This window comes from Paenibacillus antarcticus, from assembly GCF_001637225.1.
Taxonomy (GTDB): Bacteria; Bacillota; Bacilli; order Paenibacillales; family Paenibacillaceae; genus Paenibacillus_AQ; species Paenibacillus_AQ antarcticus.
Map to the genome: position 1 here is coordinate 26,078 of NZ_LVJI01000012.1, position 23,428 is coordinate 49,505.

Genomic DNA, 23,428 nt, shown 5'->3' on the forward strand with positions numbered 1-23,428 from the left:
TATAATTACTCGAAGCAAACCGAGGTTCGGCTTTTAAATCACAAGGCAAATATGCCATAGGGGCTTACTGTGGGTCTTGTATATTTCACAAAACATTGATTGACTCTTGATTTGTTTGGTATATGACCGTCCATCCATGCCACGAGTTCATCCGAAATATCTATTGTTGTATTATTGTAGAATCCGTTATTATCTTGTTCTCGTATTTGTATAAGTTGATTACGAATGATCTCAAATTCTATATCCGAAAACCCGTCTGTAACGTCTACTTCGTCTTTTCGAATGCATAGAAAATCAACACCTAAGTCTCTTGAAAAATCGCACATTTCTAATATTTCGCTATAATTCATAGGTTGAATGACAAATCCGATCCCTATTCTAAGCAAGGATCCTTCTTCTCTGGCCTTTCTAAGCTTCGCTACATTATTGCTAACGTTCTTTAATGCTTGTACTTTCTCTGGCATACCGGTTATTCGGTTATATGTAGTGGATCTAGGTGAATGTATGCTAAATCTGAACTGTTCCGCTTTCTTCAAACTTTCCCAGATATTATTATTTAATTTCTCTAAATTAAATCCGTTAGAATAGACATGGATGGTCATTCCTAGACTAGATACGTAATCAATCAGTTCACCCGCATCACGATTCTGAAAAAACTCTCCGCCACCAGAAAACACGATCGTCTTTACCCCTAATATGTTAGCCTCGTCAAATAATTGTTTCCATTCGTCAAATGTCATCAGTCCTTGAATATCCAAGCCTTTGGATGTATACGTTAATTCATTCTTATCAGACCACAAACACATGGTACAGGAATAATTACAAGTGCCTTTCGTAGAATGAACTTCTAGAACGTCAGGTACAATCGGTTGGCCCGAGATCAACTTGCGGAAGTTGTCTGGTTTGCTTAACCAACCCTTAATGATTGAATTCGCGCTCTGATAGAAAAGACGTTTATGATAATACAAAGAATGGATGTAGTCTACAATTGCAGTGTCTTCCTTAATTAACTTATAGGCGTGTTTTACTTCTTCAAGAGATACATTTAACTCTCTCATTAATACTTCTGAACTTTTCTCAGGCGATGTTAGGTGAGTATAGATCACAACTCTTTGCGATTCAGAAATTTGTTCTTTCATAAGCAGCTCATTCATATCGGCTAGTACTGATGTTAACACCAAATCTTTCATTGCTATCAGCCTCCTAATTTTAGATTAATATATGCTCCTACTGAAGCATTTATATCAATTGGAGAACTGATAGGGAAATATAAAAGAGAGTATGAGTTTCCTCATACCCTTATTTAATGATAAGAATTCCACCACATGATGACTTCTGAATATATTCGACCTCTAGTCCCTGTGCTTCTAGTTGAGGAACAATGCTATCGGCAACCATATAATATTCGTCATGATCCCAATGGTCTCCTGATACTATCTTGCATTGATCATGATCTTCCTGAGTTCTAAAGGAGACATCCGCTATAACAATGACACCGGAATCCTTCAAGTTACCTTTCATTTGAATAATGAAGTTAATCTTCAATGGGTCTTCAATATGATGAATAGCATATGACGACACGATATAATCATATTTATGACAACCCAATTCACTCGGAAGTCCATGTTGAAAATCAAATAAGAAAAACTCCCCATTTGGCATCTTTGCCTTTGCTAACTCAATCATTTTAGGTGAAAAATCTAGCCCGTGTATTTGCACACCTTTTTTGTAAATTTCATACGTTAGCGCTCCAGTACCAATTCCGATATCCAATACATAAGTATCTGGATTAATCTCTACGATATTCTGCACATAAGCCAAAAGATCATAGTAACCATCAAATGGGTATCCTGTACTTTTCAATATGGATTCTTCATAATCCCCAGCCCACGTGTCAAATCCTTCGCTTGTTAACATCTTATTCCTCCATATATATCATTTTTATCCATATACACATATCATTTACCCAACATAAAAGATATTACTTCATTCGACTATCAATCAATATTGTCTTAATCATCTCTTCATAAAAGAAAAACAATAAACAACGCAGTAACTGATCAAAGTAACCGCAAATATCATTCCTGTAAATGGCAAGACATGCTGTAGTTGTACAGGATCTGTTAGCAGAAGTAATGTATCCTGAAAGATCTTAGATGGTTTCAACAGCACGTCCCAGCTATTCCAACGAACAAATCTCCCAATATATATCCCCAGACTACTTAGCATTAGAATTATAAGAGCAAACAACCACCCAGTGATTTCACCAAATGTTCTACGCACTAACCCGTGAACTGAAAATAAGGAAACAATACTTAGTAATAATCCTATCAATGCCGCTGAGAAGAATAGGATTAGATGGTACCAAAATTCAAGATCATGTGTAAAACGTTCCCCTGCTTCAGGTTTATAATGAACGAACGGGTGCAACATATCGGTAATTAAGTATGCTGAATTGGGATAGAAGAATAGCCATGCCAATCCAATCAAAAGTAATAATATCCATCTAAATGTACGATTCTTGCTCATGTATGCATATACAATGTTCATCAACAGCGTTAACCCAACAGGTACCCAAGCTAGGAACACATCCCAGTTCAAATATAAATATAATTGCCTATTCGTATATTCCCTTAAATACGCTGCTAATGACAGACATCCTATGGTTGCAATGAACAGTAGAACTACAATGACGATATTAGGCTGTACATTTCGTTGTTTTAACCTTTTCAGGTCGCCACCTCCTCGAATCAAGCCAATTTCAACTCACAACGCCGTAGTCATATAAATTGTCGTAACCTCATCATATCTCTACACTGTAGACCATTCTCAAATATAGGTTCATCATAATGTCTTATGAAATAATCCTTATCGATGCCTACGATTCTAAATCCACATTTCTGATACAGATATAACTGCGGAATACTTGAGTTACCCGTGCCAATCTCGATACATGAATAACCTAATTCCTTTGAGGTCTGTATCGCGTGTTGAATTAATTGTTGACCGATCCCTTTACCTTGTAAAGACTCTTCCACAGCAACATTCATAATCTCTATCGTGTAAGAACGGGTTGGAAGTATGACATAAGTTCCTACAATCTTCCCATCAAGTTCCTGTACATAACATTTACTTCTTGTGATATAAGCTTGTATGGCTTGCTCCTTTGGATCAGCCAGTAATAGTAATGCCATCGGATACTTCGTCACTTCGGTTATGGTCATTCTAATTCATCCTTACTTCTTCGTAGAAATGATTCTTTAATTCTTCAACCGTCTTAACAATATATGTTGGTTTACTAACCGTCAGTTCCTCATGACTTCCATATCCATATTCAACAGCTATCGATGCAATGTCATTCTTATGAGCCCCAATAATGTCGTGTTTACGATCCCCGATCATAACCGTCTGCGACTTATCCAAATTATTATCTTCTATAATGGCCCGGATGATCTCACCTTTATCTGAACGAGTACCATCTAGATTACTACCATAAATATGTGTGAAATAAGGAGTCATTTCGAAGTGCTGTATGATTCTCTCTGCGAACACCGTTGGCTTCGATGTAGCTACAATTAACATCCTACGCTGATTAATCAGTGACTGTAGTAATTGGAGAATACCTACATACACTTCATTCTCATACAAACCTCGATCTGAGAAGTATTCTCTGTAATATTCAACAGCTTTCTTGCAATCCAATTCTGAGAACCCATAATATTCTGCAAATGAACCAGCTAAAGGTGGTCCGATAAAAGGTTCTAGCTTGTCCAAATCATTTTCAACAATGTCAAATCTGGACAATGCATATTGAACGGCCTGCGTAATACCTAACTTAGGATCTGTAAGCGTGCCATCTAAATCGAATAGTATGTTTTGAAATTGCATTCTTAGCACCCCTTCTATCTACACTTCCAGTGAGTAATGATAATACACTTCATCTCGACTAAAACCATTACGCTCATACAGCCTTTGCGCATTCACATTATCCGATGAGGTAGATAATTCTATTCCTTTAGCCTTTGTTATACGTGCAACATTCGATGCTGCATCTAATAGTGACTGCGCAACACCTTGTCTTCTACATTTCTCAATGACAAACAAGTCGTTAAGTATCCACATTTTCCTCATCGAGATGGAAGAGAACGAAGGGTACATCTGTACAAAACCTATGGGTTCTCCATCAGTCGCATCTCTGGCTAACAATATAACAGACTCATTATTGTCAAACCTATCGGAAATAAAGAAACGAGCATTAATCGTGTCTGAGTCTTGTCCATAAAAAATTCGGTATTGATCAAAAAGTATTATGACTTCTTCTATATCTTCTTTCGTTGCTTGAACAATTGTATGCATGCTTTCACGCCCCTTCATACCCATAATATATCATCCTGAGCATCTATTTCCATTTAAATTCCTTCGCGCACAGATTAATCATCAGATAAATGTGCTTTTTTATTGTATCTGAATCCAATCAATTTCCACTCTCACAACATATATTGTTTGGAGAAAGGAGGTTGATATAAATGGTGCAATCAAAAAACGTAATTACTCAAGTCGTCAACCCACGCCTTACCGTCTATTCTGAAGAGAATTTTCGTGGATTACGCAGAATTTTAAGAGGCAATCTAGGTATTCGAAATCTGGAAAATCTTCTAGGTGGAGTTGATAGTCTTAGATTCTTCTCTACAAATCCAAATGCAACGTTAGTATTATTCTCACGCACAAGATTTCGTGGCGAATTCCGCGTCATTCGTGGGAACCGAAATATCCGTGATTTAGATGATTTACTTGCTGGCCGTGATGTAGAATCTTTAATCTCATCTAACCAAAGATTAACCTTCGCACAAATTCGACAAATTCGTAGAACTGGCGTATTACCACGTGGATATCGAACAATCTAATCATTTGATTTACCATGTTTAAAGAGGCTGCTATTCTGTGAAATCCAACAGAATAGCAGCCTCTCTTTGTGTAATGAATATTGTTATGTAATTAGCCCAATAACGTTTTTCTCTTAAACACCATTATAATGTCACTGGATTGCCCTTACGAATAACTCATAATTCTTAATGGCGTGCAATAAAGTCATTCAATTGACCCATATGATGTTGATCATGCCATATGAAATCTTGGAGATATTGTGGAATATGAAAAGGTTCTCCGCTATCCAAATAACTTGCGAGATAGGCCTCTTCAGATAACTTACGAATATGCTGTATAATCTGTTCTCTTATGTTCATTGATTGTTCTATGAGTTGCTTAATATTCGTTCTCTTCCCATATTCCTTTGCGTTGTCATTAAATTCATCGAAATCCTGATGAATTATAGTCAGTTTCTCTTCCTTATAAATCTTCTCGATGGCTGTTTCGAAGAAATACTTATCCCATAACATCATATGGCTAACGATTTCCCGTAATGTCCATTTTCTCTCTGCTATTTCTTCATTCCACACATCTTCATCATACTCATTAAGTTTCATTATACAACCTATCCACTCACTAAATTGTTCTAATAATTGATCTCTACTTTCCATGATCTCCTCCGACATAACCAACCTCCTAAATTTATTATCCTCGAATTGAATGCATCGCTATTCCCACTCATATCGTCCATTGATTATGAAGAATTGCGACTAAGACCCAAGTATTCGCTTCTTTCTCGAACACAAGACGCAAGCTCTTCCAATCCATTTCTTCAAACTTTGGATCAAATCCATCGAAGTAATATTCAACGACAATACTTTCTGGATATATCATACGAACATTGTTAAGTGAATTCCCTAATCCAAGCGTCTGATTGTACCCAACCTTAGGAGCACTTGCAAAGTCATTACTATATACAAATCGTTTGTAGTAAGACTCAAATGTCATCGAAATAGGATCTCCAGTCCCATCTTCGGTGCCCCATAAATAGGTTTTCGTATTATTGAATCCTTCGGCAATCTTCTCATGAGGTATTACGATGTTCCTCTTCTGATCAATATAATTATAGGGTGCGAATAGAATTCCATGTTCTCGACTAGACAAATTCGAGAGTGTTGTGAAATCCTTATTCTTAATAGCTAGCATTGTCTTATCCGCGATTGTCGCAATCTGTACCTTTGCATCTTTTGGCGAAAGGAATGACTCTATCGCAGCGGTATGATTGGATGCATCCCAGCCGATCGTTGCCCCCATACTTTCCATGGCGATTCGAAGTGGGATAAATACTTTTCCTTCTCTAATCTCAGGTACTTCCAATATCTCTTCTTCTTTAGTATTTATCAGTGCTTGCTTACTCCCAACTAGAAATTGTACATTGTGTTCTCCCTTGTACACAATAATCTTTCGTTCTTTAGGTATCCAGGTTACAGTAGCACCAATAGCTTCAGCAACGACTCGAATAGGCACCATTATGGTCCCATTGCGTTGAAAGGATGTTCCTTCTCCCTGAATCCATGCACCATCTACTGTGATTTGAAAGGGCTTATCCGCATGAATTACTGAAGTAGCTGAACCCATACTTACAAGTAGCAGCAGACCTATCGTTCCAATTTTTCTTGAAAAGTATCGAAGTTGACTTGTATGTTGCATATATACCATCTCCCGTCACATCCATAATACCCCATTTCACGAGTTGGTTTTGTTAATCTTTTGTCATATTAAATTCACGTACAAAAAGAGCCAAAGAATAACATTCTTGGCCCTTTGTTAACTTTCACTTTTGTTTAATTAATCAAGATACAGCTTTACATTTCTCACTCTTCTGATTGAGTTTGCAGGAATGACATACGCCTTGGAAATCAAGACGATGATCCTCCACAGTAAATCCAAATTCTCGCTCAACACGCTTCTCTAAAAGAAGTAACCAATCCTCCAGAATTTCCTGCACCGCTCCACATTCCGTACAGATTAAATGATGATGGAAATGAGGTTGATTCTTTCTTCGTAGATCAAATCGATACACCCCGTCACCAAAATTAACTTTTTCAATGACATGTAACTCTTTTAATAATTCTAATGTCCTGTACACGGTGGCAATCCCAATTTCTGCAACTCTATTTTTAACTATCATATAAATTTCTTCAGTCGTTAAATGGTTATCTTCATTCTCAAGCAACACCTTAACCGTTTCTTCCCGTTGAGCAGTAAGCTTATATCCTTTGGCCGTCAATTGCTTTCTGATCTCATCAATACGTGCATCCATCATTTCATTAACGCCTCCTTCTATACTCTTGTTACCTTCTTCTCAAATTACTTAATTATAATTATTATCATTAAATAATAACTTAATTTATGAATAAACTCAAGTTGAATTTAAATATACGATGTATACAAGAAAGTGACAGTGCGAATTAACCTTGCATTAAATACCGCTATATCGTAATATTACGTTATATTGATTTATCGAAAGGTGAATAACTCCTATGGACAACAATTTTAAAGCTTACAACGAAACTGCTGATATATTGAAAGCATTAGCTCATCCAGTCCGTTTGTGTATTCTGCAAGGACTAATCAAGAAAGGATCCTGTAACGTCACTCACATGCAAGAATGTTTAGAACTGCCACAATCAACGGTCTCACAACATCTTCAGAAATTACGTAGTATGGGGATCGTACAAACAGATCGTAATGGTCTTGAAGTAAACTACAGTGTTGTAGATCCGAGAATTAAGATGATGATCACTACTTTTTTGGGAGGAGAAATAAATCATGAGTAATAAAGTTCTGATTGTTGGGGGAGTTGCTGGAGGAGCTTCCGCAGCCGCAAGGCTTCGTCGTTTAGATGAAGAGGCCCATATTGTGATGTTCGAAAGAGATCCTTACATTTCCTTTGCTAATTGCGGACTCCCTTACTATATTGGAGATGCCATCAAAGATCGTTCGAAATTATTAGTACAGACGCCTGAAGCGATGCATCAACGATTTAACATTGATGTTCGAATCCAAAGCGAAGTCATTTCAATTAATCCTATCGATAAAACAGTTCGTGTGCAAAGCAAGGAACGTGGGATCTATGAAGAAAGTTATGATCATCTAATCCTGTCACCTGGAGCTAAACCTATCCAGCCCAACTTACCAGGAATTGAAAGCTCTAGAATATATAAAGTCAGAAATATTCCCGATACAGACCGTATTAAACAGAAGGTAACGGGCGAGGGTACACGTTCAGCTATCGTTATCGGTGGCGGTTTTATTGGCGTAGAGATGGCAGAGAACTTGAAAAAAATTGGACTGGATGTGACTTTAGTCGAAGCAGGATCACATATTTTGGCTCCATTCGATGCGGAAGTCTCTAATATTCTTATGAAAGAGTTAGAAGATCATCACGTGAATCTATATCTCTCCAACAGTGTACAATCCTTTCATGAAACACAAGATCAGATTGAAGTCCATTTAGCAAATGGTGATGTTCTAACCAGTGATATGGTGATTCTGGCCATCGGCGTAACGCCTGACACGAACTTCTTGAAAGATAGCGGATTACATCTCGGACCTCGTGGCCATATTATAGTGAACGAGAAACTCGAAACAAATCTAGAAAATGTTTATGCAGTAGGCGATGCAATTGAAGTTATAGATTATGTAAATGGAAGTACTACAGCCATTCCCTTAGCGGGCCCTGCTAACAAACAAGGTCGAATTGCTGCTGATAATGTATGTGGATTAGGCACGGTGTATAAAGGTACTCAAGGTACTTCTATTATCAAAATATTCGGCTTAACGGGAGCCTCTACAGGGAATAACGAGAAGACGCTACAACGTTTAAATATTCCTTATAGAGTAATCTATGTACATCCAAGTTCTCATGCTTCTTATTATCCTGGAGCTAGCCCCATTACCATTAAACTTCTGTTCAATGACGAAGGAACAGTGCTAGGCGCACAAGCTGTTGGTTTCGATGGGGTCGATAAAAGAATTGATGCTATCGCCACAGTCATCCATTTCCACGGTACCGTTACAGATCTTGCAGAGCTTGAGTTAGCCTACGCTCCTCCTTATTCTTCTGCCAAAGACCCGGTCAATATGGCAGGTTATACAGCTGAGAACTTATTAACGGATAGAACTTCCGTATTTGTTCCCAAAGATATAGAAACACGTGATATAGAGAATACGATTCTCGTTGACGTTCGTTCCGAGATTGAACATGTGAATGGTCATATCCCTGACTCGTTGCTGATTCCAGTAGATGATCTACGAAATCGACTACAAGAATTAGATCGAAACAAAGAAATTTGGGTTTATTGCCAAGTTGGATTACGAGGTTATACCGCTTCTCGTATTCTAACGCAACGAGGCTTCAAAGTACGCAATCTCACGGGTGGATACAAGACATATCAAATGTCGCAGTACACTCCCCAATCACCGAATAAACCTTTGTTAGCATCCGTTCATTCAGATGTACAAGAAAAGATGGCAGCAACATTTGAGCGCGCAATTCATGCTGATGTGGTACTTGATGCCTGTGGATTAAGTTGCCCAGGTCCTCTTATTCAACTGAAATCTACCATGGATCAACTTAAAGATGGTGAAGTTCTGCATGTGACTGCCTCAGATCCTGGATTCTATGGTGATGTACAAGCATGGGCACAGATGTCTTCACAGCAAGTGCTTCAAGTCAATAAGACTTCAACAGGAATGATTGAAGCTTATCTTAGAAAGCAAGCAATACCATTGCTACCTACTTCTGAACGAGTAGTATCTCCCACTTCTGAGGGCACTTCCATGATCGTCTTCAGCGGGGATCTAGATAAAGCGATAGCTTCCTTTATTATTGCGAATGGTGCCGCGGCAAGCGGTAAAAAAGTGACCATGTTCTTCACTTTCTGGGGATTAAACATTATTCGTAAGCAGAACAAAATTTCGGTCGATAAAACCTTCATAGGTCGAATGTTCGGAGCGATGATGCCTCGCGGAAGTCGTAAATTATCGATGTCCAAAATGAATATGATGGGTATGGGTTCTAAGATGATTCGTGGCATTATGAAAAAGAATAATGTTTCTTCACTAGAAGAATTAATTGAGTCTGCCATCGAGCAAGGTGTAGAGATTGTAGCCTGCCAAATGTCCATGGACATCATGGGCCTTGCACGAGAAGAGTTAATCGATAAGATTGAGATCGGTGGCGTTGGATACTACCTAGGGAAAGCCGATCAATCAGGTATAAATCTCTTTATCTAAAATTTTTCAATACACAAAACCAGTCTAACATTATGGTTAGACTGGTTTTGTGTTGTCTACTTTTATCTCCATAAATCGATCATTGTCTATCATTTAATTCAATGTCATACTCCGGATTCTTTAGTCTAAATCTCATCACAAGTTGAATAAGGATAGCAGCAAGCAGTATAGCTAAATTGAAATAAAAGGCGACATACAATGAGAAAGAAGATACCAACATTCCCGCAACAATGGGAGATACAATAGCACCAAGCTCTGAAAAGGAAATCACATTCCCTATAAATGAACTCCGCTGCTCTTGACGAACAGTATCCGCAATATGAGCAAAGAAAGAATCCAGGTAACATGCCCCTCCAATTCCACCAATCAACATACCAAGGTAAACAATCCAATGTTGATCAAATGCCAAGAACAGAATTACTTCTACTGCAATCAGTGACAATCCAATCATACAGATCATTAATCTATCCTTTAATCGATCAGATATCATCCCAACAAATGGTGCTGAAATAAATGTAGATACACCCACCACCGTAAAGGCGGCACTCGTACTAAATGAGCTCCACCCCATAATATGAGTAGCATACAAAGCAAAATAAGTAAGGAAAACAGCAAAAGCACTCATTTCTAAAAAATGAACAGTCGAATAAAAAGCTAACTTTTGATTGATGTTGATTTTTCGACTCTTATCCTTTACAACGATCGCTTCAGAACGCTGTTCGAAATGATTACCTTTTATTCGTATTAATGCAAATAATGCAAACCCTGTACAGAGAGCAACAAAGTAAAAAGGAACATTCAAGGCGAAATATAGGGACATCCAACCACTAATAACTGGTCCTAGAACCATACCTGCACCATCACTGCTACTTATATAACCATTTAAAGTTCCGCGATTGTCTTCCGTACTCCACTCATTTATAGTGCTTCTAACAAATACAATTAATCCTGTTGCAATAGCTCCTTGAATAAAACGCAATCCACATAGAATCAAATAATTTGTTGTCAACGCAAATCCAATCATACTGATAACTTGAAGAGCTAACAAACTGATACCTACGGACTTGCCACCCCATCTTTTTAGCAAATACCCCGTAGGTACACCTCCGCATACTTTACCCACATAAAATATCGCAAAAATAACACTCATCGCAAACACCGAAAATTTCATTTGCTCTATAAATAATGGGAACAAGGGTAAGATCATATACCCTCCCATATTTGTAAAGAAACAAATCATAACCATGAGCACTACATTGTTATTCAACCCATTTGTTCGCATCAATTATCCCACCTTGATTTGGCTTCTCCGCACTAAGATATGCACAGATAACAAAAAAAGATAAAGGATTTCTCTTCATTCTATTTCATTCGCACTCGCAATGACACGCCAGTTGTTATTCAACGTAGACGTGATTACACCCTTACCTCTTATATAATCTGCAAGCAATTCCACCATATCTACTTGTATTTCCTTGATGATCTTCTTACCCTTGAACATAGGATACTCTCCACCACCACTAGCGCGGTAATTATTCATGACTACATCATATTCGCGGCATAATGATATCGGATTACCCTCATATTCTAATCGTACAATTCGATCACCACGGACTCTCGATACGTCCATTATATATTCAATACCTTCCCACATATCGTAATTGAAGTGCTGTGGCTTTGGAGTTAAGAAATCTCCACTCACTTCAATTTCCCCCATATCATTTAGCTGAAAATATTGAGCAGATCGTTCAAGTGCATCCTTTATATCTTGTCCACTAACCCGCATTACCGTTAATGTGTTGGGATATTTATAATTAATCATAATATCTCTCATCGTAATGTTAGGGCCAAATCCAGGTGAATGATTATCAAATAATGCCGCACAAGAAATTGTAACACCACTCAACTCCATTTGTACGCCGTTGATCCACTCCATAAATGGATGATCCGTCAGTCTAGTCTGAAGTGGATTTGAAATACGCATATCTTCACCTACAACAGATCCAATGGATTGATCCAACCATACTTCCAAAGCCTTCTCTGCCGGCTCAGCTAACTCTAATATTAACTGATCTGATTTCGTGTTCTTCGAAGATAAAAGTTCAGATTGTTTATCCACAACCAACCACTGATTATTAATCTGCTTCATTTGTACCGTTACTTTCCCTAAATAACACCCTTCACTCCCCGGCTGAATCACACAAACACCATTTACCGTTTCACCTGCAAGGCTTCGATGCTGATGACCTGTTAATAACACATCAATTCCAGGTACCTCTAGGCAAAGAGCATACCCTTGATTCTCACCCGTTAATGTTTCACTCGCTTCCCCTGTCAATACATCTCTCTCAAAGCCTCCATGATAAGATACGACGACTATATCTGCTCGCTCCTGATCTCGTAAATATGCAACCCATCGTTTAGCAGTTACAACGGGATCGATGAACTTTATTCCCCGAATATGATCTTCTTGTTCCCAGTTTGGAACATATGAAGTTGTCAGACCTAGTACAGCAAGGCGTACGCCATTGTCCCATTCCCAAACACGATAGGGAGCTCCAAATAAAGGTTCTCCCGTTGTTTCTGATATGACATTCGCAGATAACCACGGGAAATTTGATGCAGCAACTTCCTGTTCTAGATAGTTTCTCCCGAAATTAAACTCATGATTGCCAGGTACAACAGCATCATAACGAATAGCGTTCATGCATTGAATGACCACACTAGGATGAGAACAATCTACTTTTGCCTGATGATAAGTTAACGGAGAACCCTGTAGGAAATCTCCATTATCTATTAATAGAATCTCTCCCCCCATTTTACGTTGTTCAGCAATTAAAGTAGATATGATAGATAGACCATGATCCACAGAACGACCATCTTCATACGAATAGGGCCTGATGTAACCATGGTTATCACTTGTCTCTAATATAACGATCTTCATTTCACTCATCGGTTCTCTCATTTTCGATTACATCTCCCTTTATCCATTCCACACGTTGATAAATAGTATAGAGATGGATTGTATGTAGAAAGATTGTGATTTGTAATCAATATATTAAACACTTTGTAGTTTATCAACATAGGATAAACTCACTTTATTTTTAACATATATTTCATAAAAGTTATCATCCAATTTAATCCTTCAATTTACATATTCTGATAGGATGGATCTTGTCAGGAGTGAAAGAAAGAATCCATATTATTAGGGGGAATTGATTTTGTTTAAGAAAACATCAGCATTATGTATGACGTTACTACTTGGAGTTAGCCTAACGGCATGTGGTAGTAATAACGCTAAGACAACAAATGCAACAGAACCAGCTAAGGACTCTACTAAACCAACAACCGAAGCTTCCACAAAACCTGCTGAGACTGGTTACATTCCGAAAGAACTAGAAGTTCAATTCGTTCCATCTCAGAATGCTGAAACACTGGAAGCTAAGACCAAACCTCTTGAGAAGCTATTGGGAGATAAACTCAATATCCCCGTTCATGTGAGCGTTTCTCCAGATTACAATACGATTGTTGAGGCATTATCTTCCAAGCAAGTTGATATTGGATTTCTACCTCCCAATGCCTATGTACTTGCTCATGATTTGAGAAATGCAGCTGACTTACTACTTCAAGCCCAACGCTTTGGCGTTAATGATGAGACTGGACAACCTACGGAAGAGAAAGTGAACTTCTACAAATCTATGATTCTTGTGAAAAAAGATTCAGATATTAAAACACTTGCAGATTTAAAAGGTAAAAAGATCGGTTGGCAAGATGTTACTTCATCCGCAGGTTATGTATTTCCAGCAGCTGAACTGAAAAAGGCTGGTGTTGATCCAGAAACGGATGTACAAGGTGTGACCATTAAGGGTCATGACGCTGCCATTATGGCCTTGCTTAATGGTCAAGTCGATGCTGTTGCCAACTTCCAAGATGCTCGTAATGTTGTCGCAAAAGACGTTCCAGACGTATTCGAGCAGACTCGCGTACTTCACTTTACGGCTCCTATTCCAAACGATACGATCAGCGTTCGTTCCGACATGAATCAAGAATGGCGTGATAAGATCGCTCAAGCTTTTATCGCTATTACTGAAGATCCAGAAGGAGCTCAAATCGTAAAAGATATTTACACACATGTAGGTTATGTCGTTGGCGATGATGCTAACTTCGCTCCGGTTCGTGAATATGCTGAGGCAGTAGGTCAGAAGATCAAGTAACCATTCCCTTTACTCCAAATACTCCTCACTAGTGTAGGAGTTAAATCATTCACGCCGCTCACGTTTTAGTAACGTGGCGGCGCTGTGTGCTTTTATGTATTGAATAGTATTTCTTCAAGAAAGAAGGGTTAATGATGATTGAATTGCGGCAAGTCTCTAAGACATTCCCCAATGGAACCATTGGATTAAAGGACATTAACTTAAACATACAGGCAGGTGAATTTGTTGTTATCGTAGGATTGTCAGGTGCTGGTAAATCGACGTTACTACGTTCAATCAATCGATTAAGTGATGTCACTTCCGGTGATATTCAGATAGATGGTCAATCCATAACAACTGCTTCTGGTAGCAAGTTACGCTCAATCAGACGCAATATTGGTATGATTTTTCAAAGCTTTAATTTAATTAAACGTACCACTGTACTCAACAATGTTCTATCCGGGCGTGTAGGTTATCACTCAACCTTAAGGACCCTCCTTGGCTCCTTCCCAAAAAGGGATGTCGAGATTGCTCTTACTGCATTAGAAAGAGTAAACATTCGAGAAAAGGCCTATATTCGTGCAGATCAACTATCTGGTGGACAACAACAACGCGTATCTATCGCTCGTGCATTAGCACAGGAGGCAACCATCATATTGGCAGATGAACCCGTTGCTTCATTAGATCCCCTAACGACCCGACAGGTCATGGATGATCTTCAACGAATAAATCGAGAATTAAATATTACGACTATTGTGAATCTTCACTTTATTGATTTGGCACGTGATTATGCTACGCGAATTATCGGACTTCGTGCTGGAGAAATCGTATTCGATGGAAGTGTAGATGAAGCAACCGATGAGATACTTGCTGAGATCTATGGACGTCCAGTAAAGGCGGACGAGTTCTTAGATACATCAAGGGAAATGCAAGTCGTAGGTGTGGAATGAAATCGGACATCCAGTTAGCCAACTCTACCGTCATCCCATCGATACCGCCATCACCTAACGATTCAATTTCCGATGCATTGGATAAACCCAGACGAGGTAAGCGGATCGCAACATGGATATTGTTCATTGTCATTATAATTGTGTGCTCTCTTTACATCGACGTCACCCCTTATCAGCTGTTTGTCGGATTACCAGAAATGGGTGTTCTACTTAAAGAAATGTTTCCTCCCGATTGGAGCTATCTTCCAACCATTTGGGCACCTACCCTGCAAACGATAAAAATAGCCGTTGCAGGTACAATATTAGGTGCCATTCCGGCCATTCCTGCTGCCCTTTTCTCTGCCAATAATATTACGCCTTATAAAAGTATATCGCTACCTTTGCGAACCCTATTAAATCTTGTAAGAACTGTTCCAGATCTACTATTTGCAGCAGTCTTCGTCGCCGTATTTGGAATTGGTCCATTTGCTGGGATGTTAGCTCTGTTATTCTTTTCATTCGGGATTATTGCCAAATTAACATACGAGTCAGTGGAAGCGATCGATCCTGGTCCACTAGAAGCGATGATGGCGGTGGGTGCTACGCGCATTCAACTCATTGTGTTTGGTGTGATACCGCAAGCACTACCCGCCTTTATCTCATATCTACTCTATACTTTCGAGATTAATATCCGCGCTGCTACTGTACTTGGTTTCGTCGGAGCGGGTGGTATCGGGTTGCTACTTAATCAATCACTTGGACTATTTCGATACGATCGTGCTGCGACGATAATTATATTAACACTTGCGGTCGTTCTAATTATCGATTATACAAGTACTCGTATACGGGGGAAGCTATTATGAATCGTGTACATTACTTACGTAAATGGATGATCACAGCATTCGTTCTTATCCTATTTATTTGGTCCATGCTGGGATTAGATTACCAAGGGTTTCAATCTACATCTAAGGTCGTCTCTTTATCCATCTTAAAAGGCTTCATGCATCCTGATTGGGCATATGTTTATCTTCCTGAAGGAGAGGACTTATTACGTGAACTCCTAGAAACCTTAGTTATTTCAATTCTAGGTACCTTTGTCTCAGCTATTTTATGTATTCCGTTTGCCTTTTGGGCTGCAAGAATATGAGTCGTCTACGCGTTCTCCCTGGAATGGGTAAATTCACATTGAGTGTGATCCGAGTGTTCCCTGAAATGATTGTCGCTATTCTATTTATTAAAGCTGTTGGACCTGGATCTTTCGCTGGGGTTCTCGCTCTGGGTGTACATTCTATTGGTATGTTAGCCAAATTATTCTCTGAAACGATAGAAGGCATTGACTCAGGCCCAGAAGAAGCGCTTATCGCTTGCGGTGCAAATCGATTACAAATCATCCGTTTTGCAGTCATACCTCAGGTCATTCCTCAATTCTTGTCATACACCTTATATCGTTTTGAGATTAATATTAGATCTGCCACAACACTCGGCCTGGTTGGTGCAGGCGGTATTGGGACGCCATTAATCTTCGCCCTTCAAGTTCGTAATTGGAACAGAGTTGGTGTGATTCTATTGGGCATTGTACTGCTTGTTGTTGTAACAGATTTTATCTCCAGTCGCTTCCGTGCAAAGATTATATAGGCATAATGGTTCTTCAGTTACTTTATTATTCACAAAGAAACGGAGCTGTCAGTTTAGTTCATCTGACAGCGCAATATTACATTTAGCTTAGATTTCTACGATTAAATCCTTCGAATCATTTCTTACATTCCCTACTGTAGATGATACCGGATAGGCCTTCATCTCACTCGACTCATAGGGTCTAAGCAAATTCATGATAGCCATTTCATCATGGTTATCTCGGCTCAACCATTCCGTTTCATCTTTACGATGTATAATAACGGGCATTCGATCATGTATGTCAGCCATGAGGCTATTCGGTGTTGTGGTGATGATCGTACAAGTACTCAGTTTCTTTCCGCTGGGATCGATCCAAATGTCATATAAACCAGCCATTGAGAAAATACCATTATCACGCATAACGATTCGATAGGGTTGTTTGCTACTACCTTCCTTTTTCCATTCATAAAAACCATCTGCAGGAATGATACATCTTCGCTTACTTATAAGACGTTTGAACGATGCTTTCTCAAGAAGTGTCTCCGATCTCGCATTTATCATTTTACTACCCATCTTCTGATCCTTAGCCCATGAAGGGACGAGCCCCCAGCGGAGTTCTCCTACTCGATTCTCTTTCCCATTATGTATGACAGCAGGTACAAATTGCATAGGTGCCGCATTATATTTCGGGACATATTGGATCATTGTTGAATCGTTCGTGAGATATCTGATCCTCAACTCTTCCATAGAGACTGTTATTGTGTAACGTCCACACATATTCAACACCCCCCAATAATAATTATCTCCCAAGATCTATCTCTTTAGTTCCTCTACAATCTCTTTCTAATTAATCTAATCTGCCCTCGATGATTAACCTCATCCTCAAAAACGTGATACCATTTGAAATAGTTGTTAGCAGGCTTGTTATACCAGAAATCCTCATCTGTACGGTTGAGCCACTCATCATCTACCGTTGCGAATAACTGATACGTTTTCTTACGTACTTCATTTAATCGATCTATATAGTAGTCTAACCCATGCCCATGAATCTTTGCGCGGCCTTCTTCTCCTAAATTCAATGCTGGATGCCATACCAATAATTCAGCTTCTGACAATTCTCTACCTTCAAATGTTTCAACTTGATAAGCAACCTCTACAGCCGCAAAATGCATTAACAATGAACCTATCGAGTTACTATCTGTATCTAATATGAAATCTAATTGTTCAGTAGATAACCCCTTAACCGCTTCTAACGTTGTATGTCTTGCATAATTCATCATGGATAACAACCGACCGATTTGAGGTGTATATCCAGGTATATCTGTAATTAAATAGATTTTGTCCATGTTTATCATGTCGTAAACCTCTCTTTACATCAAATTTTCAATAGAAATGGGTCATATCCCTAAGTATTCATACTGAGCTCTTCTTGTTCTAGGTTTATGAATTATGATGGTATTGCGCCCCCCTCTATTCATATATTCGCGCATTAGAATCCTTTCCCTTTTTAACCTACTACAATGAAATACATTGACAAATAATGTATACACGAGTTAATATATAACCAACGGTTACTAACCACTGGTTACTTTTATCTTATTTATTAAAAGGAGTGCTCCTCAGGGATGTTAACTAAACAGGAACTTCGTTCACAAGCAACAAAGAAAGAGATACTAACGGCTTCTGCACAATTATTTGCTACAAAAGGGTTCGATTCAGTAACGATGCGAGAAATCGCCAAAGTGGCGGGCTGTTCACACACGACGATTTACATCTATTTCAAAGATAAGGAAGCGCTTCTTCATCAACTCTCTATGCCTCCACTCGAAGCCATACAGACACAGATGGAGCATATTTCTTTACAAATTGATCTGTCCCCTGAGGATAAGCTCAAACGGATCAGCCTTGAATTCATTCGATTTTGCCTGCTTCATCGAAATATTTATTCGATCTTCATGACTGTAAAGGCATCGCGTGTGGATGTAGAAGTCTCAGACAATGAAGTTAATACCATGCGAATAGCATTGTTCAACCTTCTGGAGCAATCCCTTCAGCAATACCTTGTCATTGAGGACGATGACGAACGTCTAATCATGTACACTCGTATCTACTTTTATACCTTGCATGGCATTATAAGTCTGTACACTGGCTCGGAAGAATCCCTTGAAAGCATAGTAGACCGGTTATTGCCGACTTTTGAAGAGGCGATTGAGGTACTATTAATTGGGTTTAAGGAAAAATTAAAAGGAGATGTATAACATGAAAATCACGCAAATCTCAGAACATATATGGAGCTTAAAAATATGGATCGTCATTCCGATTCACGTGTGGGTTGTTGTGGATAAGGATGACGTAACTTTAGTGGATGCAGGATTGCCTTTCATGGCCAAAGGTATTCTTCAATTTATTGAGAAGCTGAAGGCTGGCCCGTTGACTAGAATTGTCTTGACCCATGGTCATGGGGATCATGTCGGAGCCATTGAAAAGATACTATCAGTTATACAGGTTCCTATTTTCGCACACCGCATTGAAATTCCTTATATCGAAGGAAAAGTAACCTACCCTCGGAAAAAAAAGCCAATGATTACTGTAGCTAAGCAACGAACACAAGCACTTCCAGAGAACGAAGGGGAACTTCAATCTATGGGAGGATTAACGCCTTATTTCACACCCGGTCACTCACCAGGTCATGTTGTGTATTATCATCAGCAGGATCAAGTGTTATTGGTCGGAGATCTCTTCACTGCTAAAAAGGGAATACTCCGCAAGCCAATGGCCATCTTTACCGGAGATATGGAAGAAGCCATCAGAAGCAGTGCAATTGTGAAGCAATTGAAACCCTTACGTCTAGAAGTATGTCATGGCACATCGGTTCTCCAACCTGCGAATCAGTTAGATACCTATTTGAATTCATAGGAGTAATATCCTCTAAAGCCATTGTTGCGGGTACGGTAATGGGATTGCTACTGGTTCTATCTTTGGTCAGCGATTGGACATCGATTGGATAACCCGATTCATATGGTGATCTTCTGCCCAGACAGGCAATCACATCACAAAGCTACCATAACATCATGGTAGCTTTGTAAGAACACTCATTCTATCTTTCTTATTTGAATGCCACTACTCTTAACCGCTTATAGTCAGCGATCCAAGATTCACCATCAAATAATGATTCACTAGCATGAGTAGCTATTTTCGTGAAAATATCTTTCTTATCCGACTCGGAGATATCTTTGAAAAACACATCAGCTGCAAGTCCATTTAACCAGTGCTTAAGTCCATTTTTGCCGTCTTCAAGTTGTGTAGGACGGTCGAAATGGACCGCGTATGTTACTCTAAAACCTTGTTGTTCCAGCAATTGAGTATATTCTCCGATGCTCGGGAAGTACCAAGGGTTGAGTTCGTTCGCATCAACACCATAATCTTGAGATAAAACATCGGTTATCGACTTTACAATCATCTCAACGTTACCCCTCCCACCGAATTCCGCAACAAAACGGCCACCTTTCCCTAATGCATGCCAGACACTTGAAATGACACCCTCCGCATTCTTAACCCAATGTAGCGCTGCATTCGAGAATACAGCATCCACAGGTTCATCCAACGTGAAATTCTCAGCATTTCCACTGATGAAATGAATGTCAGGGTACTTAGTTCTAGCTCGATCCATCATCTCTTCGGATAAATCCATCCCGATAACGGAAGCGCCTTGTTGTGCAATTTCATGACTTAAATCCCCCGTGCCACATCCCAGATCTAGGACTGTCTCTCCTTGTTGCACATTCAGAATCTCTAGAATTCCTCTTCCATATTGTGATACAAATCCTAATTTATCATCATATAATCCTGCTTTCCATTCATGAATTGAACCCATATTATACATCCCCTTCAATACCATTTAATGTAGTTGAAGGTATTATTACATAAATATACTTATTCTTGAAATATATAAAATAAATAGAACTTATAGCTTTCACTTATAAGGCATGAGAAGTTCAACTAGTACAGGAATACACGTAAGAAGCTACCGTAACAATCACGGTAGCCTCAACTATTTAATCTTACATTACATTTTCTCAGCGACAATTGTAAATGTCTTAGGAATACCCTTATCGAACACTTCGGAAGAGAGGTTAGGCAATTCTTCTAAGATCTTAATGAATAACCCTTCACTTGCAACAGCAGTCACAATTTCTCCGATAGTCCATTTTCTTAAGCGAACTTTTTGCACATCTGGTTCTTTGTTCTCATAAGAAGTGAATTTAGAGAACGATATTTCCTTTTCCTCAAGGGAGGTATCGAAATAATCGCCTGTCACTTTGTGCTTTCTGATGTTTGCTGTAGTGCCTTTGGATGAGATTAATTTAGTTGAAATCGGATGAAAATCCTGTAGAATTAGTCGACCGCCCTGAGTAAGCAACTCAGACACGACATTAAATAATGGGTGCAAATCCTCAAAGTAATGAAGAATTCCAAACTCCATAAATACAATATCGAACTCTCCAGATAACTTCTCCATCGGCAAGCTTAGTACATCAGAAACGATATAATCTATCTTCACTTCGGCTGCATCAGCTAGTTCTAATGCATACGTTTCATTCTCAACGGAGAAATCCGCTATCGTAACCTCTGCCCCTAATAAGGCTAATGCTACAGCTTTATTCCCATTAGAACCAAGTAGATTAATGATTTTTTTATCTTTAACTCCGTCCATATGTTCGAACGCGTTACCAATTCTTTTGATAGGGTCATCTATGATCTTCTGTGCAGCTTCATTCGGTGTACCAAACCGATTAACCCACGCTTGGTATGCTCCTGTATTCCAAGCACTTTTATTCTGTTGAAATGGTTCCACTTTCATTCCTCCATACCCTTATGCTGGGATTCAATAGTTGAGATTTCCTTCCCTCACTAGAAGGACACGTCAAGAAATCATACCATGTTCAACACATGTCTTCAATTTATTATTTAATTACAATCGCTTTTTAGAACGGCATACATTTTCTGGTCTATGAATTCGCCCTTTATCTTTAACTGTTGGCGTAATATGCCTTCAAATTTCATTCCCACATTCTCCAGAACACGTGCCGAACCTATATTATTATAATTACATCTTCCTTCTAGACGATTCACATCGAGTTGTTCAAAACTATATGTAATGACCTCTCTTGTCGCTTCAGTCATGATCCCTTTATTCCAGTATTGACTCGAAAGAGCAAAGCCAATCTCTGCTCTCTGATGTCGTACGTCCCAACTGATTAATCCAGTTCTACCTACTAATTTATTGAGAGGCTTATACACAATTCCCCAACGATATGCCTGTCTAGATTCGTACTTCGCAGTTGCATATTCTAAATCCTTAATGGTATCTTCAAGCGATTCATGCCGATCCCATAAAGTGTTGGCAGATACAATGGGATCAGAGGCGAATTCATAATAGTCTTGTATATCATCTAAACTTAACTTGCGAAGTAGAAGACGTTCGGTTTCAAACACAGGCATTTCATTAAATAATTTTTCTACCTGCATGACCAGCACCCCTAATCAGATCATTTTCCTAAAACCTTGTACCTCATCTAACTTATATCCTAGCGACTCATAAAATTTATGGGCATCCTTACGATATGCACTTGATACGAATATAATATAATAGCAATCTGCAACCTTCGCGATATTCTCCATTTCATTCATGATCTTTCTTCCGAGACCCAAGCCCCGAAACTGATGTGAAATCACCACATTCTCAATGACCATGAAGGGTCTACAGTCCCCAACGAGATCTTGGCAAACAATCCCAATAACTGAACCCGCTAATTGACCATCAACCTTTATTCCAGTCAGACGATAATTCACATTACTCTTCATGCTAGTAAATTGTGCCTGCATCTTTACAAGATCAGACGGACTACCAATTAGTTCCTCATATAATAAACTAAGTTTCTCTAGATCTTCATGTTCAATGGGTTCAATACTAATCATACATAATCAACCTTTCTAATCTACGATGCTTTCCTTATTAATCAAACCAACCATGTGTAGGGATTTCAATCATCACTTTCCCAATCAATTTATCATAATCTATAAATGGATAATTCCATGCATGTGAGTCAAAACTTACGTTACGATTATCTCCTAAGAACAAATATTTATTTGCCGGCACGACGACAGGTCCAAAGTTATAATTCATTTTTTCTTGGATATACGATTCGTTAACGATTGTTTTATTTCGATATAGTTCTCCATCTCTTACTTCGATTTCATCTCCAGGTAATCCAATTAATCTTTTTACATATTTCTTATCTTCCTCTGGTGCTTGAAATACGATAATGTCCCCATGATTTAAGTTAGTCATCCACATCATTTTCTCTACAATAAGATGATCGTTGATCTGAATTGTCGGGATCATAGATCCCGTAGGAACTTTCATTGCTTCTGCTACATATGTCCGAACAAATATGGATACGACAAGTGCGATTAAGATACTCGGTAAATATTGCTTCATTATTTTCAGCATCATTATTCCTC

General features: G+C 38.9%; 26 protein-coding genes and 1 pseudogene. 9 read left to right on the plus strand and 18 right to left on the minus strand.

The genetic code is table 11. The annotated features are described in order from the left end of the window. Nucleotides 1–38: 38 nt before the first annotated feature. From PBAT_RS08145 to PBAT_RS08170, 6 genes are all read right to left on the minus strand, one after another. The gene (locus tag PBAT_RS08145; protein WP_068648397.1) at nucleotides 39–1,190 is read right to left on the minus strand and encodes a radical SAM protein; all 1,152 of its coding nucleotides are present in this window, start codon (nucleotides 1,188–1,190) and stop codon (nucleotides 39–41) included. 109 nt (nucleotides 1,191–1,299) lie between these two features. Continuing rightward, nucleotides 1,300–1,917 carry a class I SAM-dependent methyltransferase gene (locus PBAT_RS08150; protein ID WP_068648399.1) on the minus strand — a complete coding sequence of 206 codons (618 nt, stop codon included), beginning with the start codon at nucleotides 1,915–1,917 and terminating at the stop codon, nucleotides 1,300–1,302. Nucleotides 1,918–2,016: 99 nt separating this feature from the next. Next, nucleotides 2,017–2,754: a DUF1361 domain-containing protein gene (locus PBAT_RS08155; RefSeq protein WP_084402896.1), complete on the minus strand. Its 738-nt coding sequence runs from the start codon at nucleotides 2,752–2,754 to the stop codon at nucleotides 2,017–2,019. 26 nt (nucleotides 2,755–2,780) lie between these two features. Beyond that, nucleotides 2,781–3,224 (minus strand): GNAT family N-acetyltransferase, encoded by a 444-nt coding sequence (locus tag PBAT_RS08160; protein ID WP_068648400.1) that lies wholly within the window; start codon nucleotides 3,222–3,224, stop codon nucleotides 2,781–2,783. A 1-nt stretch (nucleotide 3,225) separates the two neighbouring features. After that, nucleotides 3,226–3,888: an HAD family hydrolase gene (locus PBAT_RS08165; protein WP_068648402.1), complete on the minus strand. Its 663-nt coding sequence runs from the start codon at nucleotides 3,886–3,888 to the stop codon at nucleotides 3,226–3,228. 18 nt (nucleotides 3,889–3,906) lie between these two features. Next, nucleotides 3,907–4,356 carry a GNAT family N-acetyltransferase gene (locus PBAT_RS08170; RefSeq protein WP_246168180.1) on the minus strand — a complete coding sequence of 150 codons (450 nt, stop codon included), beginning with the start codon at nucleotides 4,354–4,356 and terminating at the stop codon, nucleotides 3,907–3,909. A 170-nt stretch (nucleotides 4,357–4,526) separates the two neighbouring features. Between PBAT_RS08170 and PBAT_RS08175 the strand changes: the two genes are divergently transcribed. Next, a complete protein-coding gene (locus PBAT_RS08175) occupies nucleotides 4,527–4,904 on the plus strand; it encodes a hypothetical protein (protein WP_420848741.1) in 378 nt (125 codons plus the stop codon). A gap of 165 nt (nucleotides 4,905–5,069) precedes the next feature. Here the strand turns inward: PBAT_RS08175 and PBAT_RS08180 are convergent, their stop codons facing one another. From PBAT_RS08180 to fur, 3 genes are all read right to left on the minus strand, one after another. Continuing rightward, on the minus strand, nucleotides 5,070–5,552 hold the full coding sequence (locus tag PBAT_RS08180; protein ID WP_084402897.1) for a DinB family protein: 483 nt from the start codon (nucleotides 5,550–5,552) through the stop codon (nucleotides 5,070–5,072). 52 nt (nucleotides 5,553–5,604) lie between these two features. Beyond that, entirely contained in the window at nucleotides 5,605–6,576 is a 972-nt protein-coding gene (locus PBAT_RS08185; RefSeq protein ID WP_068648403.1) for a stalk domain-containing protein, read from the minus strand. A gap of 142 nt (nucleotides 6,577–6,718) precedes the next feature. Further along, complete coding sequence (gene fur / locus PBAT_RS08190) at nucleotides 6,719–7,189, minus strand: ferric iron uptake transcriptional regulator (protein WP_068648527.1); 471 nt, start codon at nucleotides 7,187–7,189, stop codon at nucleotides 6,719–6,721. Nucleotides 7,190–7,409: 220 nt separating this feature from the next. Here fur and PBAT_RS08195 point away from each other — a divergent pair, with 220 nt between their 5' ends. Further along, nucleotides 7,410–7,706, plus strand: coding sequence for an ArsR/SmtB family transcription factor (locus PBAT_RS08195; protein WP_068648404.1), 297 nt, complete (start codon nucleotides 7,410–7,412; stop codon nucleotides 7,704–7,706). After that, nucleotides 7,699–10,167 carry an FAD-dependent oxidoreductase gene (locus tag PBAT_RS08200; protein ID WP_068648405.1) on the plus strand — a complete coding sequence of 823 codons (2,469 nt, stop codon included), beginning with the start codon at nucleotides 7,699–7,701 and terminating at the stop codon, nucleotides 10,165–10,167. The genes PBAT_RS08195 and PBAT_RS08200 overlap by 8 nt, the downstream gene beginning before the upstream one ends. Before the next feature lie 79 nt (nucleotides 10,168–10,246). On the opposite strand, the gene PBAT_RS08205 is transcribed toward PBAT_RS08200, so the two are convergent. Beyond that, nucleotides 10,247–11,449, minus strand: coding sequence for an MFS transporter (locus PBAT_RS08205; RefSeq protein ID WP_246168177.1), 1,203 nt, complete (start codon nucleotides 11,447–11,449; stop codon nucleotides 10,247–10,249). Between the two features lie 75 nt (nucleotides 11,450–11,524). Next, a complete protein-coding gene (locus PBAT_RS08210) occupies nucleotides 11,525–13,132 on the minus strand; it encodes a bifunctional metallophosphatase/5'-nucleotidase (protein ID WP_246168175.1) in 1,608 nt (535 codons plus the stop codon). Nucleotides 13,133–13,388: 256 nt separating this feature from the next. Between PBAT_RS08210 and PBAT_RS08215 the strand changes: the two genes are divergently transcribed. The 4 genes and pseudogenes from PBAT_RS08215 to phnE (PBAT_RS08230) all read left to right on the plus strand — a co-directional run bounded on the left by PBAT_RS08215 (nucleotide 13,389) and on the right by phnE (PBAT_RS08230) (nucleotide 16,924). Beyond that, nucleotides 13,389–14,381 (plus strand): phosphate/phosphite/phosphonate ABC transporter substrate-binding protein, encoded by a 993-nt coding sequence (locus tag PBAT_RS08215; protein ID WP_068648409.1) that lies wholly within the window; start codon nucleotides 13,389–13,391, stop codon nucleotides 14,379–14,381. 134 nt (nucleotides 14,382–14,515) lie between these two features. Next, complete coding sequence (phnC, locus tag PBAT_RS08220; RefSeq protein ID WP_068648411.1) at nucleotides 14,516–15,310, plus strand: phosphonate ABC transporter ATP-binding protein; 795 nt, start codon at nucleotides 14,516–14,518, stop codon at nucleotides 15,308–15,310. Continuing rightward, on the plus strand, nucleotides 15,307–16,152 hold the full coding sequence (phnE, locus tag PBAT_RS08225; protein ID WP_068648413.1) for a phosphonate ABC transporter, permease protein PhnE: 846 nt from the start codon (nucleotides 15,307–15,309) through the stop codon (nucleotides 16,150–16,152). Before phnC ends, phnE (PBAT_RS08225) begins: the two co-directional genes overlap by 4 nt. Beyond that, nucleotides 16,149–16,924: pseudogene (gene phnE, locus PBAT_RS08230) on the plus strand (phosphonate ABC transporter, permease protein PhnE). Before phnE (PBAT_RS08225) ends, phnE (PBAT_RS08230) begins: the two are co-directional and overlap by 4 nt. Nucleotides 16,925–17,011: 87 nt before the next feature. Here phnE (PBAT_RS08230) and PBAT_RS08235 read toward each other — a convergent pair. Both PBAT_RS08235 and PBAT_RS08240 read right to left on the minus strand, forming a co-directional pair. Further along, nucleotides 17,012–17,680, minus strand: coding sequence for an SOS response-associated peptidase (locus PBAT_RS08235; protein ID WP_068648414.1), 669 nt, complete (start codon nucleotides 17,678–17,680; stop codon nucleotides 17,012–17,014). A gap of 53 nt (nucleotides 17,681–17,733) precedes the next feature. After that, nucleotides 17,734–18,258, minus strand: a complete 525-nt coding sequence (locus PBAT_RS08240; protein ID WP_084402899.1) for a DinB family protein — start codon at nucleotides 18,256–18,258, stop codon at nucleotides 17,734–17,736. A 270-nt stretch (nucleotides 18,259–18,528) separates the two neighbouring features. Here PBAT_RS08240 and PBAT_RS08245 point away from each other — a divergent pair, with 270 nt between their 5' ends. Beyond that, nucleotides 18,529–19,161 carry a TetR/AcrR family transcriptional regulator gene (locus tag PBAT_RS08245; RefSeq protein WP_068648415.1) on the plus strand — a complete coding sequence of 211 codons (633 nt, stop codon included), beginning with the start codon at nucleotides 18,529–18,531 and terminating at the stop codon, nucleotides 19,159–19,161. A 1-nt stretch (nucleotide 19,162) separates the two neighbouring features. After that, nucleotides 19,163–19,819: an MBL fold metallo-hydrolase gene (locus PBAT_RS08250; protein ID WP_068648416.1), complete on the plus strand. Its 657-nt coding sequence runs from the start codon at nucleotides 19,163–19,165 to the stop codon at nucleotides 19,817–19,819. 190 nt (nucleotides 19,820–20,009) lie between these two features. On the opposite strand, the gene PBAT_RS08255 is transcribed toward PBAT_RS08250, so the two are convergent. The 5 genes from PBAT_RS08255 to lepB form a co-directional block, all read right to left on the minus strand. Continuing rightward, a complete protein-coding gene (locus PBAT_RS08255) occupies nucleotides 20,010–20,777 on the minus strand; it encodes a class I SAM-dependent methyltransferase (protein WP_084402900.1) in 768 nt (255 codons plus the stop codon). Between the two features lie 192 nt (nucleotides 20,778–20,969). After that, nucleotides 20,970–21,758, minus strand: coding sequence for a class I SAM-dependent methyltransferase (locus PBAT_RS08260; protein ID WP_084402901.1), 789 nt, complete (start codon nucleotides 21,756–21,758; stop codon nucleotides 20,970–20,972). A gap of 113 nt (nucleotides 21,759–21,871) precedes the next feature. Continuing rightward, on the minus strand, nucleotides 21,872–22,432 hold the full coding sequence (locus tag PBAT_RS08265) for a GNAT family N-acetyltransferase (protein WP_068648420.1): 561 nt from the start codon (nucleotides 22,430–22,432) through the stop codon (nucleotides 21,872–21,874). 15 nt (nucleotides 22,433–22,447) lie between these two features. After that, nucleotides 22,448–22,882, minus strand: coding sequence for a GNAT family N-acetyltransferase (locus PBAT_RS08270; RefSeq protein ID WP_068648423.1), 435 nt, complete (start codon nucleotides 22,880–22,882; stop codon nucleotides 22,448–22,450). A gap of 37 nt (nucleotides 22,883–22,919) precedes the next feature. After that, a complete protein-coding gene (lepB, locus tag PBAT_RS08275) occupies nucleotides 22,920–23,417 on the minus strand; it encodes a signal peptidase I (protein WP_084402902.1) in 498 nt (165 codons plus the stop codon). Between the last annotated feature and the right edge of the window lie 11 nt (nucleotides 23,418–23,428).

What these genes read in the sequence shown, in the direction of transcription:
- PBAT_RS08145 (WP_068648397.1), bottom strand. Translation starts at nt 1,190, where the DNA reads ATGAAAGATTTGGTGTTAACATCAGTACTAGCCGATATGAATGAGCTG.
- PBAT_RS08150 (WP_068648399.1), bottom strand. Translation starts at nt 1,917, where the DNA reads ATGTTAACAAGCGAAGGATTTGACACGTGGGCTGGGGATTATGAAGAA.
- PBAT_RS08160 (WP_068648400.1), bottom strand. Translation starts at nt 3,224, where the DNA reads ATGACCATAACCGAAGTGACGAAGTATCCGATGGCATTACTATTACTG.
- PBAT_RS08165 (WP_068648402.1), bottom strand. Translation starts at nt 3,888, where the DNA reads ATGCAATTTCAAAACATACTATTCGATTTAGATGGCACGCTTACAGAT.
- PBAT_RS08170 (WP_246168180.1), bottom strand. Translation starts at nt 4,356, where the DNA reads ATGCATACAATTGTTCAAGCAACGAAAGAAGATATAGAAGAAGTCATA.
- PBAT_RS08175 (WP_420848741.1), top strand. Translation starts at nt 4,527, where the DNA reads ATGGTGCAATCAAAAAACGTAATTACTCAAGTCGTCAACCCACGCCTT.
- PBAT_RS08180 (WP_084402897.1), bottom strand. Translation starts at nt 5,552, where the DNA reads ATGTCGGAGGAGATCATGGAAAGTAGAGATCAATTATTAGAACAATTT.
- PBAT_RS08185 (WP_068648403.1), bottom strand. Translation starts at nt 6,576, where the DNA reads ATGCAACATACAAGTCAACTTCGATACTTTTCAAGAAAAATTGGAACG.
- fur (WP_068648527.1), bottom strand. Translation starts at nt 7,189, where the DNA reads ATGGATGCACGTATTGATGAGATCAGAAAGCAATTGACGGCCAAAGGA.
- PBAT_RS08195 (WP_068648404.1), top strand. Translation starts at nt 7,410, where the DNA reads ATGGACAACAATTTTAAAGCTTACAACGAAACTGCTGATATATTGAAA.
- PBAT_RS08200 (WP_068648405.1), top strand. Translation starts at nt 7,699, where the DNA reads ATGAGTAATAAAGTTCTGATTGTTGGGGGAGTTGCTGGAGGAGCTTCC.
- PBAT_RS08205 (WP_246168177.1), bottom strand. Translation starts at nt 11,449, where the DNA reads ATGCGAACAAATGGGTTGAATAACAATGTAGTGCTCATGGTTATGATT.
- PBAT_RS08210 (WP_246168175.1), bottom strand. Translation starts at nt 13,132, where the DNA reads ATGAGAGAACCGATGAGTGAAATGAAGATCGTTATATTAGAGACAAGT.
- phnC (WP_068648411.1), top strand. Translation starts at nt 14,516, where the DNA reads ATGATTGAATTGCGGCAAGTCTCTAAGACATTCCCCAATGGAACCATT.
- phnE (WP_068648413.1), top strand. Translation starts at nt 15,307, where the DNA reads ATGAAATCGGACATCCAGTTAGCCAACTCTACCGTCATCCCATCGATA.
- PBAT_RS08235 (WP_068648414.1), bottom strand. Translation starts at nt 17,680, where the DNA reads ATGTGTGGACGTTACACAATAACAGTCTCTATGGAAGAGTTGAGGATC.
- PBAT_RS08240 (WP_084402899.1), bottom strand. Translation starts at nt 18,258, where the DNA reads ATGATAAACATGGACAAAATCTATTTAATTACAGATATACCTGGATAT.
- PBAT_RS08245 (WP_068648415.1), top strand. Translation starts at nt 18,529, where the DNA reads ATGTTAACTAAACAGGAACTTCGTTCACAAGCAACAAAGAAAGAGATA.
- PBAT_RS08250 (WP_068648416.1), top strand. Translation starts at nt 19,163, where the DNA reads ATGAAAATCACGCAAATCTCAGAACATATATGGAGCTTAAAAATATGG.
- PBAT_RS08255 (WP_084402900.1), bottom strand. Translation starts at nt 20,777, where the DNA reads ATGGGTTCAATTCATGAATGGAAAGCAGGATTATATGATGATAAATTA.
- PBAT_RS08265 (WP_068648420.1), bottom strand. Translation starts at nt 22,432, where the DNA reads ATGCAGGTAGAAAAATTATTTAATGAAATGCCTGTGTTTGAAACCGAA.
- PBAT_RS08270 (WP_068648423.1), bottom strand. Translation starts at nt 22,882, where the DNA reads ATGATTAGTATTGAACCCATTGAACATGAAGATCTAGAGAAACTTAGT.
- lepB (WP_084402902.1), bottom strand. Translation starts at nt 23,417, where the DNA reads ATGCTGAAAATAATGAAGCAATATTTACCGAGTATCTTAATCGCACTT.